This window comes from Ornithinibacillus sp. 4-3 (assembly GCF_040958695.1).
GTDB lineage: Bacteria > Bacillota > Bacilli > Bacillales > Amphibacillaceae > CALAMD01.
Map to the genome: position 1 here is coordinate 2,070,115 of NZ_CP162599.1, position 13,238 is coordinate 2,083,352.

A 13,238-nucleotide genomic window follows, 5' to 3' on the forward strand; every position below is an offset into this window, starting at 1 on the left:
CATAGCCTATTTATTTACTTTAACCATTGCAGGTCGAATAACACGATCGTGGATAAGATATCCTTTTTGTAGTTCTTCTAGTATTTCATTTGATTCTTTTTCTTCGTCTTCTACTTGCATGATTGCATGATGTAAGTTCGGATCAAATGGCTGACCAATCGTTTCAATTTGCTGAATCCCGTGTGATGCTAAGGCTTCTGTTAATTGATTATAAACCATTTGAATTCCTTCAATGATACCTTGATTGCTTTCATTTGTTTCTACTTGTAAAGCACGTTCAAAATTATCTAATACAGGAAGTAAATCGCTCGCTAAGTCTTGTGATTTATACTTGCGTTCTGCGACTCTCTCCTTTTGTGTACGCTTTTTAAAATTATCATACTCCGCTTGTAAGCGTAGATAGCGATTTAATGTTTCTTCCTGCTCTGTACGCAGTTTTTCAAGTTCTGCTTGTTCAGGTTGGGATTCCTCGATTATTGTAACTTCTGCATCTTCATCTACTTCTTCGGTTTCTTGTTCAAGAATTACCTCGTCAACTTCCTCCGAAGCAATATTTTCTTTATTTTTCTCTTCCAACTTTGGTACCTCCTGGAGCATATTTTATCGCAAATCAACTCTTCAATTATAGGAAATTTCTATCCTATTTAGAAGATTTTTGATTACCTCATATTTTTATTCAAGGGTAATTTAATGGTTTATTTGTCTAACATAGCTACCCTTTATGTTTATACCATATGTCTAGGGCATCTGTCATTTCATTTGATAAATTACGTAGCAGGTGAATTCCTTTGTCATACCTCATTCTAGTTGGTCCAATCAATGCGATTGTTCCTGCCTGATTATCAGATAATCTATAAGTCGTTGTAATCAAACTGAAATCCTTGATGGCATCTACTTTATTTTCATTGCCAATTGTAACCTTAATTCCTGTTTCTAGCTGTTCATATGCTTTTAACATTTGAACAAGCTCCTCTTCTCTTTCCATCATGGAATAAAAAGAATAGAGCTTCTCTACATTATGAAATTCTGGTTGCATTAAAATATTAGATTTTCCACCTATATACACTTTAATTGGTTGATCATAGAACAAGATTTCTTTTAGATAATCAAAAACTAAATCCATATTCTGAATGTATTTATTAATAATGATACGCAATTCCGCGTTTAGCTTTTCCGTTAACTGTGAAATCGGTACATCTTTTAGACGTTCATTCAAAATATTAGCTAGTTTTTCGATATCTGAAGCTTTCATATTCTCTGGAATAGAAAAAGTTCGATGCTCCACATATCCAGTATTTGTAATTAATATAGCTACTGCCATTTGCGGGGATAACGTGACAATTTCTAGCTGCCTAACCTTTGCCTCAGATAGTTCAGGACCTAAAATAATAGAAGTGTAATTCGTTAAATCTGATAACACCTGTGCTGATGTTTGCACAATTTGTTCAAATTCAACAACACCATCTTGTAAAAAGTCTCTAATAATGTTAGATTTCACATTCTCTACTGGTGCAGTGATTAAATGATCCACATAATATCTGTAACCTTTTTCCGAAGGGACACGTCCTGATGAAGTATGTGTCTTTTCTAAAAAGCCCAGATCTTCTAATTCTGCCATTACGTTTCTAATGGTTGCAGATGAGACATTAATATTTTCCTTTTTTGAAATAGCATTTGACCCAACAGGATTAGCCGTCTCAATAAAGTCATCAACAATGGCTTGAAATATCAGTAATTGTCTAAGTGTTAACATGATAATCACCCCTGTTAGCACTCTATGCTTACGAGTGCTAATGCTATTAATAAATTATCAAATCTTAAATTTTTTGTCAACGATAGAAGCATAAGATAATGGAATTCTAAACAAAGAAATTATTTTATAAGCTATTTCACAAATCCTTCACTGATTTCTAGTTCAAACTTATCTATTAACTTTGGTACGCTTCCGAATTTTTACAACAATAGATGAGATAAGAATAATTAAAATAATACCTGCTAGTCCAAAGTAAATTAAATTTTCATCAAAAAACACTTTGCGTTCATATGTACTCGCAAAAAATGGTTTAGAAACTTCTATTTCGCCATCCTTTGATTCAATTCTAATATCGTTTATTTCAACCTTATTGTCCTCTGCTTTTAAATCTAACCAACTTGCATTTGGTATTGATTCTAGACTTTCTACTACTTCTTTTAAACCTTCTAAACCCAAATAAGGATGATAAAATCCAGCAATATAAACTTGATTAAAAAGCTGTAACACTTCTATATTAGCTTGCATTTGTTGCAGTGAATCCTCCACATCTGCTTCAATAAAACCTATTGTTTCTGGATATACTGTCATTCCATGTAAAAAAGCCGGTGTTGATTTATATAATGGCGAATAGCTACTTTCCCAAAATAAATCTGTTAATTGTAGTCTACCTACATATGTTGTGAAGTACTGCGAAAGTATTTGATAACCATTCTGTGACATCGTGTAATGTGGTGCTTCAAAAGCAAGTGGATAAATCCGATGAGCTACCAGTTCCTGAACACCTTTCAAAACAGCATCTTCTATATATGCTTCTTCAAATGCTTCCCCTTCTTTAACAAATTGCTCGTACGCTTCTTTAGAAGGAAAATCTTCTAAAAGCTTTGCTGGTTCATCAGCCGCCTGATAAATCGGACGATTATTTTCTACATCCCAAAACTCAAAACCTTCTCCCGTTTCGGAGCTACGATATTGATGTCGATATCCATGGAGAAGAATGCTTGCACCATTTTTCTGCATATATCTCAATGTTTCTGTCAGCTCTTTTGAATCAGAGAAATGAATCGTTCGATCACCATCTGTATAAACTGGAATCACTGCAACCATGTATGGAATATTTTTTTCTTTTAAATATTCTGCTTGTTCTCTTAAAACCTTAGCATCCATTAAAGGATGAACATCTTCTAAACGTAAATACCGAATATGTGATGCTTCCTTATTTGAGTAGAAATGATAAAGTCCTTCTGCTAGCACTTCACCAAATGGAGAAAATAAGCTTTGACCAGTAAAATAGTATTCATTCTCATGATAAGCAATTAAAGGAAACTTCTCACTTGAATTCGTATCGTTATATGTATTTGCAATTGTAGAATATGTACCTTCAGCTAGCTGATAGATAATTCGCTCTTCAGATAATGTTATTGTATAATCATTATTTGGAATTTCCACATAACCACTTAATACTTCATCATCTACATTTATCCAGGTAAAATGCCCTTTTAACTGCTCTATGTTATGACCAACAGCAAAAAATTTACCGTTAAATCCAGTTATTGCTTCTAATACATTTTCGGGAATCTGTACCTTATCAGCACCTACGTATATAAGATGAGATACATCTAATAAATCTTCTTTCTTTACTTCTGTATCCGCAATTACTAAGAAGTCTTGAGTAAATTGACCAATTACCGAATCTAAAATACGGATTTCCCTTAAGCTTTCCTCTTCTTCATATGAGTAGATAATAATCGTCTTATCCGTTTCACTAGCACTAATATGAAATGGTAGAACTAGTAATACTATACAAAATAATCCCCATATTAATAATTGTTTCTTCCGCATCATCATAGCCCTCTTCCTAAGAACATCATATTATGATTATCGACTCTTTCATAAGGCATCAAATTTTCCAGCTCATATTTTTCCTTCATCAACTAGAAATTTAATACGGTAAAACCTTCTATTATCAAGCAGGGCGATACCAGTTTTCTTAGAATAAATAACAACAGACTAAAACTCGTCACTGAAAGAAAATCCATTCTTCAGCTGACGAGTTTTATTTACTTTAAATGGTGGAAAAATCACGAAATATTTGTTTTTATATTCTCTAAAACATTGATTTATTAATACTTAATCATCATTCAATTGCAATACTGCCATAAACGCTTCCTGTGGAACCTCCACAGATCCAACCATCTTCATTCGTTTTTTACCTTCTTTTTGTTTCTCTAGTAATTTACGTTTACGCGTTACATCTCCACCGTAAAGCTTCGCTGTTACATCTTTACGAACTGCTTTAATATTCGAACGAGCAATGATACTATTACCAATTGCCGCCTGCACAGGCACTTCAAATTGCTGTCTTGGAATTAATTCCTTTAGCTTCTCCACAATCTTCTTGCCTCGTTCATAAGCAAAATCGCGATGGACAATTAAAGATAATGCATCAATTGGTTCACCATGTAATAAAATATCCATTTTCACTAAATTGGATGCTTCGTCCCCGATTAATTCATAATCCAAGGATGCATATCCCTTTGTATGTGATTTTAACTGATCAAAAAAGTCATAAACAATTTCAGATAATGGAATTCGGTAAATTACATTTACTCGAATATCATCTAGATATTGCATATCCATAAATTGACCACGTTTACGTTGACAAATCTCCATTACGCTTCCAACATATTCATTTGGCACCATAATAGACGCTTTAACAAATGGCTCGCGAATTTCTTCAATGTTTTGTGGTGGTGGCATTGCAGAAGGATTATCTATATGGACAACACTTCCATCTGTCTTTTCTACCTCATAAATTACACTTGGTGCAGTTGTAATAAGATTGATTTTGAATTCCCGCTCAATTCTTTCTTGAATAATTTCCATATGCAATAACCCTAAAAATCCGATTCGAAATCCAAAGCCTAATGCTTTAGATGTTTCTGGCTCGTATTGTAGAGCAGAATCATTTAATTCCAATCGTTCTAATGCTTCACGTAGATCATTATATTGATCTGTATTCACTGGATACAGTCCACAGAATACCATTGGATTTAATTTACGATATCCTGGTAATGCTACGTCAGCAGCATGATTTGCCAATGTAATGGTATCCCCTACTCGAGTATCACTTACATCTTTCATCGCAGCAGTTAAGTACCCTACATCTCCGACCGTTAACATATCCCGCTTAACCGCAGTAGGTGTGAATACTCCAAGTTCAGTTACATCATAGGTAAGCCCTGTTGACATCATTTTAATTGTGTCACCAACTTTTACGCTTCCTTCTTTCAAACAAACATAAGCAATAACACCCTTATACGGATCATATAACGAGTCAAATATCAATGCCTTTAAAGGATCTTCGCTATTCCCCTCTGGAGGTGGTACTTTTTCTACTACACGCTCTAAAATTTCCTCAATACCTATATTCGCCTTTGCTGAAGCAAGAATCACATCATCTGGATCAATACCAATTACGTCAACCAATTCTTTAGTAACTCGCTCCGGATCAGCATTAGGTAAGTCGATTTTATTAATTACAGGGATAATTTCTAAATCATTATCTAAAGCCAGATACACATTTGCTAATGTCTGGGCTTCAATTCCTTGTGCGGCATCTACTACTAAGATAGCTCCCTCACAAGCTGCTAAACTACGAGAAACCTCATACGTGAAATCGACATGTCCAGGTGTATCAATTAAATGAAACGTATACTTTTCTCCGTCTTTACTATTATATTCAAGCTGTACCGCATTTAATTTAATAGTAATACCACGTTCTCTTTCTAAATCCATTCCATCAAGAATCTGCTGCTTCATCTCTCGTTTGGAAACTGTATTTGTATTCTCTAAAATTCGATCTGCTAATGTAGATTTTCCATGATCTATATGAGCAATAATCGAGAAATTACGAACATTCCTTTGTCTATTATCCATCTATGTTGCACACTCCTAACCCATACATCAAACTGGGAAAATTAACGATTCTTATCCAGTTCAAAAGACTTTTCCATCCAAGCCAGGAAGGCGTTAGATTCCCTTAGTTGCATTTTTATCAGTTGATATCAATCACGATAAAAATTTATATTTTCCTCATGTGCAAAATGTGCTTAATAAGTTTTTCATATGCAACTAATTATCTCATGAACTGCTATTATTGCTAGGAATGATTATAACAATTGAACCTCATTGTTTCAATAAAAATCCGAAAACTTCCGCCAGATTCGCTCATAATAGAAAATTCCTTGCAAATATGCTGACAATATATTGAAATGTTTATTCTATTTGCCCTTAGAAAATCTAACATATTAAGTGCTAAAAAAATATTTTCGCTATTTGATACAACAATTCAACAATTATTTCATAAAAAGTGGTAACTACCGTTTCTAATATACCGGCTACTTTTTCAACAAATAATGGAGATTCATCTACATCTTCTAATTCTTCCATTTGCCATACTTGGTTTTTTGAAGCACTCTCGTCCGCTTCTGTAATTCCCTGTTTTTCTTCTACTTGTACTTGTTCTGAATTTGGACTGGCAGATAAATCATCTTTTGTTTCCCTTTCAATTCCTACAACAATCCCACATAAAAATACAATTAATAAGATGAGCATAAACACAAATGAACGTACCATCAGCATTTCTCCTTAAGGGTTAGCATCAACTTTTTCAGCCTCCCAATAAAAATCACTAAATACTTCTCCAACAATTTCGACAGTTCTATAAAGCTCATCTAATGTATTTTCATAGCCACCAAATTCAATTAAAACTGCATTATCTGATAAATCCTGATTATAAATCCCATTGCTTCCTGCACCTTTTTTCGTAATGACTCCTCGTGTAAGTTGCTTATGTTCTGCTTCAATAAGACTATTTAACTTGGTTGCTAGAGCAAGATTTTTCTCATAATTTGGATGTTCTGCACCAACAACGAATAATAGCTTAGCGTATGATTTTCCATCAATCTCTGCTGTTACTAAATTTCTTGGCAAACTATCACGATGAATATCGAATAAGTACTGTACATCTTTTTCATTAGCAACTGCTTCAGCTACCGTTTCTCTTGATGCCTTGTAAGATTGACTATAATTCCAACCTTTATCCTGTAGCATTTGCATGTAATCTGTTTTATCTACAATCGTCCCAATTCCCTTAGATTCTAATATTTTGGCAAAGTGATCACTTACTTTTTCGATATTTACTTCTTGATGATAGGCTGAATTAGGGTCATCGGTATCTGGTAAATGCGGTAAGAATGACTCTCGATTATGCGTGTTGTATATAAATACAGTTTTTCTTGCTGTTTCATCTATCTCGGTCTTCGGTTCTTCTTCCTTAATTTCCTTTTCTTCTTCATCATCAACCGCAATTCGGTCTTTTAGAACATCCTCTAAAGGAGGAGATGATTCAAAAGATAGATTAGCATAGTTCGTCCCCTCTCCTGCTACAACAATCTGATTATTAAATAAAGCTAATCCTGGTGTTTCTCTTTGCAGCAGGCTTGCAAAATCATATGGTTTTATATGCATGATTGTTTCAAGTGCCAGCTTAGATAAACTAGGAGAACCTTGATCCATCTCTAGAGAATCTAATAACATTCTATTTTCTAAACCCATCAACCATAGGAATACGGATGAATCCACTTCACTTGTTAAATTAGTTATTGTTTTTGAAGAAAGACGATACGCTGGTTTAACTGTAGTTAGTACACTAATTAAAATAAAAATAATTATGATGCTCAAGCTATAAATGAACCACCCATTTTTTAAAAACGGGTGGTAGGATTTTGACTTGCCATATCTTGAGTCATTCATCGCTCCACCTTCTTTCCATATATCTATTTATATCTATATGGAAAAAAGTAAAAAGATAGAACAACTCTATTTTATCTTGTATAAGTTGATGCATTATTGATAGTTACATTTTCATGCAAAGCTGCGTTAATACCGCGTGCTAACAAGTCTGCCATATCTACCATAAATCCATCTACTTCTTTTGGAGTTACCATTAAATTCTGTCCCATCGGTGTTAATACTTCAGAAATAAGAGTTCGTTTTTCCGCATCTGTTAAATTTCCAATCAAGCCTAATACCGTATTACTTTGTTGCTTATTTGGTAAATCCTCTTCTGAGAATGGTTTACTTTGAAATGGTAAATTAAATGGAGTTAATTTTTTAGAAAGCTTATCCTTCTCTTTCCACTCCCTACCAAAGTGCTTTAAAATATAATCAATAGTGTCACTAGCAATGGTTACAGCATCTACTACAGTTGGTACACCAATTGCAAATACAGGAATACCGAGCACTTCCTCACTTAGCTCTTTTCTACGATTACCTACACCTGATCCTGGTTGAATCCCTGTATCTGTCAGCTGGATGGTTTCATTTACTCTTTCAATCGACCTTGCAGCTAAAGCATCAATAGCAATAATAAAATCAGGCTTAAATTTATCAACAACCCCATAAATAATATCGCTTGTCTCAATCCCAGTAACTCCCATTACACCTGGCTGTATCGAGGCAACTGGTCGATATCCTTCATGTACATTTTCATACTCTAATTGAAATAGATGACTTGTTACCATAATTTTATCTGTTGTCATTGGTCCAAGCGCATCTGGGGTCACTTGCCAATTACCTAAGCCAACAATTAGAGCGGTTTGCTTTTTTAAAACTTTTTTCTTTTCTAATAGTTTTTTTATTTCTAATGCTAGTACTTTTGCTGCTTTGTCTTGTTTTTTTGTATCTTGCCTTTTAACACCATCTGCATAAATCGTAATGTATGTTCCTTCTTTTTTCCCTATTTCCTTTTCTCCCTGTTTATTAACAAGAACATCAGTAATTTTAATATCATCTTCAAGACGATCTTTTACGATAACACCTTGTTTTTCCTTTTTAGCTTTATCCTCTACATACATTTCCTTTGCTTCAATTGCTAAGTCTGTGCGCACTTGAAACGATTTATTTTCTTCCAAAATAAATTCCTCCATTTCATACAACTAATAGCTCGATTTGCTATATATCATGTGCGATTTCATGCTAATTCATGTATGCTAATTAGATTTGTCTCGTGTGGAATGGAGTTGTAATTCAACATTTTAAAAAATTAGAAGAACATAGGAAAGGAATTTTCTGCCATTATTGCTAGAGAACGCATAAATTTCACGAATAATACTTGTACTTCATTCGTAGCTTTGGTAAAATATCAATTGTTCAATGAAGAATATAGAACGGTTGTATTTAGGAGGTGGAACGATGGCAAATATTAAATCAGCAATTAAACGCGTTCAAACAAATGAGAAAAAACGTTTAGAAAATCAATCCGTTAAATCTGAAATGCGCTCATATATTAAACAAGTTGAATCTTTAATCGAGGCAAATGATGCAGAAAACGCTAAAGCAGCTTACTTAAAAGCAGCTAGAAAAATTGATAAAACAGTTCAACGCGGAATTATTCATAAAAACAGTGGGAATCGTCAAAAGTCTCGCTTAGCTAAGAAACTAAAAAGCTTATCTGTATAATGACATAAAAAACGACCCTTATGGATCGTTTTTTTATTGTCATTTTTTCTTTTAAGGATGTATAAAGTAATTCTTGTTCAAAGATACTCTAGCTTGGAGCGCAAAAAATGGACTCTACTTGCTTAGTATCTCTCTATCTTTTGTGTCAATTCATATAATAACAATTCAAAGGCTAATGCCTTCTCCATCGTACCTTGTTTCATAGTTGCATCTGCATCAGCTAATTTCAAAATGATGGCTTCTAATTGTACTTTTGTAAATGATTTTTCCCGCTGATAAGCTATCTTAATCACATATGGATGCATTGCTAATTGCTTTTGTACTTGTGCTTGACTATAGCCTTTTGCTTTTAAAAGCTTTACTTGTAAGAGTGTCCGGAACTGAAATGCTAATAAAGCGATTAAAGCAATGGGTTCCTCATTTAGCTTCTCTAAGTCCTTTAAAATAACAATCGCTTTATGAAAATCCTTCTCTACAACTGCATCAACAAGTCTTAAAGCAGAGCTGTTTGCTGTTTTTGCAATTAGATCTTCGGCAACTTCCTTTGTGATTATTCCATCCTCTCCAACATACATTGCCATCTTCATTAATTCATTTCGAATCAGCTGTAAATTTAACTGGAGCTCTGTAATAAAAATCTCATATGCCTCTGGCGCAATACGAATTCCTAGACTATCGGCTAAATTTTTAATCCATTTATCTAGCTCATACTCTTTTACCTCTTGACACTGCGCTATGAGTCCATTCTTTTTCATCAATTTAAAAGTTTTTTTCCGACTATCCACTTTTTCATATGGTGCGATAAATACAATAATTGAATAATCTACAGGATTTTCAATATACGCTTCTAAAGATTCCATATGATGTTCAAAAGGTAATTTAGGCTGCTTCGTCTTTAGAAAAACAGGATTAGATGCTATAATCAATTTCTTTTCTGCAAAAAATGGATATGTTTCTGCATCTGCAACTACCTCTTCAATCGGATTTTCTTCTAAATCGTAATTTGAGATATTTTCTTCATCTATTTTTAACTTTTTCATAATCTCTTCTTTTAATTGCTGTATAAAAAAAGCTTCCGTCCCATATAGTAAGATAACTGACGGGATTTGATTCGCTTTAATTTTCTTTAACGCTTCAAAATATGACATTTTTTCACTCCCCATTTTCACCCTATATGTAATGTTAATTTGTCTAAGTGGGAATAGCAACTAATAATATTTATGAGAGAGTGTATAAAATAATTTTCTTAAAAAATTCACTAAATCTATTTTTATTTTGGAACACTTCACCGAAGTACGTTTCTTTTTTAGGAATTCATGTTATTATAGAACAAGAAGAAATTCGATATGTCCATTTAAATTAAAGTAGATTTTTTTTCATTATTATCATATAATTATGTTGATATGGGAGGGATAACGATGAACAAATTTGAACAAGATACTCAATCAAAAAACAATGATGTTGTAGACTCGATTAAAGGATTTACTTTTTCTTTTCTTTTCTTTTTTATCATTTTCGTAATTGGTGCAGCAATTAGTGTGTTCCATTCCTAAGCGTTTTCTAATGAATCAAGTACATATATAATAATGAGCTAAGTAAACTTTTATTTTTTTCTTAGCTCATTATTATTTAAGCAAAGACTGCAAATATGTGGTCTTTATTTGTTTTGATCCAAAAAGGTTTGAAATACACCCTCTTCTCCTTTATAAAGAAACTGCACTGCCCCATTTTCATCTGTCCTTAATATTTTAATTGCTCTCTCCTCCAACGTTCGAATTACGTCATCTGTGGGATGACCATAACGATTATTCCGCCCTGCAGAAATAAGTGCATACATTGGTTTCAGTTGATCAATAAATCTCTCTGAACTCGAAGTATTACTGCCATGATGAGCTACTTTTAAAACATCCCCTTTTATATTGGTATGATTTTTTAAAATTTCTTCCTCTGTTTCTTTGCCAATATCGCCGAGAAAAAGCCAAGATTCCCCTCCTATTGTTGTTTGTAAAACAAGAGAATTTTCATTGTCATCATGTTTATCCTTTGCTGGAGACAGCACATGAAATTGTAATCCATTTCTTTCTATCTTTTCATTCCACGCCACTCTTCTGATATTAATATTATGACTTGTCCAATCCCGCATCTCCTCTATAGAAATTGGATAATATTCACTAATGATAATTTCCTTCACTTTTATTTCGCTTATTAGATAAGGGACACTTCCAATATGATCAAGGTCTGAATGAGAGAGAAAAATAGTATCTATCTCTTGTATCCCTCGGGAAAGTAAATAAGGTTTAATAACGCTTTTAAACACCTTACTTGATGGTTGCATATCAGAAAATGAAAAACTAGCACCTGCATCAATTAGAAATACACCTTTCCGGTAAGGAAGTTCTATAATAAATGCATCCCCTTGACCAATATCTAACATTGTCACATAGCCAATTGGTGAAAAATATGGTTTAGCTGCTCCATAAATAATGAACATTGCTAACATAAAACCTATGATAAAAGTCCGGATTTTTTTCGTTTGATAGAGATGAATCATAAAAATAACAAATATAATATAGTAAATTATCGTATAACCAATACTAATCTCACCGATAACAAAAGGATAATGAAAGAAATGATCGATTATTTCTAAAATAAGCATTATCTTTCCATGAATGAAAATAAACAGTTGATCTAATAAACGGATAAGAGGCATTGGGAATGGAGAAAAGATAAGAAGGAATAACATAAATGGGATTACAAATAAAGAAAAATACGGAACAACAATAACATTTAGGAAAATAGATAAGGGTTGAAAGTGATGAAAATAGTGAAGCTGCAGTGGAAGGATCATCATTTGAGAGACGAAGCTAATTTGTAAAAGGTTATACATAGAGGAATGTGAAGAAGTAAACCACGTTTTAGATAAAATTAAACCAAACGTAACGAGGAAAGAGAATTGAAATCCAACATGGTAAATAAAATACTTATTGAAGAGGATTAATACGAGAAATATAATACTTAACGTATCTAATGGATTTATTTTCAGTTTGAGCTTTTGTAAAATCAACAAGAGAAAGACCATTAAGCTTGCACGCCAGACGGATGGTTCACCTCCGGCTAATAATGCATAAATAGGAAGGATAAAAATCAATACCCATTGTAATTTTTCTTTCGTTATTATATTCAATCGGAGGAAAAGGAAATAAAGCATACCAATCATTAAACCAACATGCAAACCAGAAATAGCAAGGATATGTGATAGTCCCCACCTTTGAAATAATTGAATAGTGTCTTCTTCTAATAACGAATCATCACCTAACACCAGTGCATTTACCCAAGGCGCAGTATACTCACTTAATCTCTCGTTCATTCGTTCAATCAGATTCATTCTTAGTAAATAAATGAACTGTAGAGAATTAAGTCCTTCACATTGTAGCATTTCCAAATTAGATACAATTACTTGTGAAGTAATTCCTTGATTACGATAATAGGTTTGAAAATCAAATTCTCCAGGATTTGTGGGAGGGGTCGGATGATTTATTTCTCCCTCAATCTTACAGGTTGCACCTGTTTTTAAAGTAAGGAGAACCTCTTCTTCATAGACAGCATCCTCATTTGGAAAATGAACAATCGAATACTTCTCTTTCGTATTCTCCTCCTGTAAGGTAAAAGTTAAGCTTGTGGCAGTGATATGGACAGAGCTAGTAATTTTACCATGTAATGTAACATCTTGGTATTGCCGATGATCATCACTAGCTTTTGCATTATCCTCCTGAAAGTAAAAGTTAAAAAAAGCGAGGGAAATTAGAATCATTAACAATAGAATTCTCTCTAATTTCCCTTGAAAATATAAAATAAAAATCCAAATCAGAAAAACAAAATAAAATAATATCGACTCATAGACGAGCGCTAATAAGCTGATGACTGCACTTATCGCAATAAAATGCCAGTTTCCAACCACTGCTCA

The 13,238-nt window shown here is 33.4% G+C and carries 11 protein-coding genes; 2 read left to right on the plus strand and 9 right to left on the minus strand.

Going from position 1 to position 13,238, the window contains the following annotated elements; translation table 11 throughout:
- Positions 1–6: 6 nt before the first annotated feature.
- From grpE to gpr, 7 genes are all read right to left on the minus strand, one after another.
- A complete protein-coding gene (grpE, locus tag AB4Y30_RS10200) occupies positions 7–576 on the minus strand; it encodes a nucleotide exchange factor GrpE (protein ID WP_368652129.1) in 570 nt (189 codons plus the stop codon).
- A gap of 136 nt (positions 577–712) precedes the next feature.
- Complete coding sequence (gene hrcA, locus AB4Y30_RS10205) at positions 713–1,753, minus strand: heat-inducible transcriptional repressor HrcA (protein ID WP_368652130.1); 1,041 nt, start codon at positions 1,751–1,753, stop codon at positions 713–715.
- A gap of 168 nt (positions 1,754–1,921) precedes the next feature.
- Positions 1,922–3,592, minus strand: coding sequence for a DUF2334 domain-containing protein (locus tag AB4Y30_RS10210; RefSeq protein ID WP_368652131.1), 1,671 nt, complete (start codon positions 3,590–3,592; stop codon positions 1,922–1,924).
- A gap of 288 nt (positions 3,593–3,880) precedes the next feature.
- Positions 3,881–5,689: a translation elongation factor 4 gene (gene lepA, locus AB4Y30_RS10215; RefSeq protein ID WP_368652132.1), complete on the minus strand. Its 1,809-nt coding sequence runs from the start codon at positions 5,687–5,689 to the stop codon at positions 3,881–3,883.
- 378 nt (positions 5,690–6,067) lie between these two features.
- Positions 6,068–6,388, minus strand: a complete 321-nt coding sequence (locus tag AB4Y30_RS10220) for a hypothetical protein (protein WP_368652133.1) — start codon at positions 6,386–6,388, stop codon at positions 6,068–6,070.
- A 12-nt stretch (positions 6,389–6,400) separates the two neighbouring features.
- Positions 6,401–7,495, minus strand: coding sequence for a stage II sporulation protein P (gene spoIIP, locus AB4Y30_RS10225; RefSeq protein WP_368652134.1), 1,095 nt, complete (start codon positions 7,493–7,495; stop codon positions 6,401–6,403).
- A gap of 143 nt (positions 7,496–7,638) precedes the next feature.
- Positions 7,639–8,742: a GPR endopeptidase gene (gene gpr / locus AB4Y30_RS10230; RefSeq protein WP_368652135.1), complete on the minus strand. Its 1,104-nt coding sequence runs from the start codon at positions 8,740–8,742 to the stop codon at positions 7,639–7,641.
- A gap of 265 nt (positions 8,743–9,007) precedes the next feature.
- Between gpr and rpsT the strand changes: the two genes are divergently transcribed.
- A complete protein-coding gene (gene rpsT / locus AB4Y30_RS10235; protein ID WP_368652136.1) occupies positions 9,008–9,274 on the plus strand; it encodes a 30S ribosomal protein S20 in 267 nt (88 codons plus the stop codon).
- Positions 9,275–9,396: 122 nt separating this feature from the next.
- On the opposite strand, the gene holA is transcribed toward rpsT, so the two are convergent.
- Positions 9,397–10,422 carry a DNA polymerase III subunit delta gene (holA, locus tag AB4Y30_RS10240; RefSeq protein ID WP_368652137.1) on the minus strand — a complete coding sequence of 342 codons (1,026 nt, stop codon included), beginning with the start codon at positions 10,420–10,422 and terminating at the stop codon, positions 9,397–9,399.
- 270 nt (positions 10,423–10,692) lie between these two features.
- Here holA and AB4Y30_RS10245 point away from each other — a divergent pair, with 270 nt between their 5' ends.
- Positions 10,693–10,827 (plus strand): YqzM family protein, encoded by a 135-nt coding sequence (locus AB4Y30_RS10245; RefSeq protein ID WP_368652138.1) that lies wholly within the window; start codon positions 10,693–10,695, stop codon positions 10,825–10,827.
- Between the two features lie 104 nt (positions 10,828–10,931).
- Here AB4Y30_RS10245 and AB4Y30_RS10250 read toward each other — a convergent pair whose 3' ends face one another.
- The gene (locus AB4Y30_RS10250; protein ID WP_368652139.1) at positions 10,932–13,232 is read right to left on the minus strand and encodes a DNA internalization-related competence protein ComEC/Rec2; all 2,301 of its coding nucleotides are present in this window, start codon (positions 13,230–13,232) and stop codon (positions 10,932–10,934) included.
- Positions 13,233–13,238 lie beyond the last annotated feature (6 nt).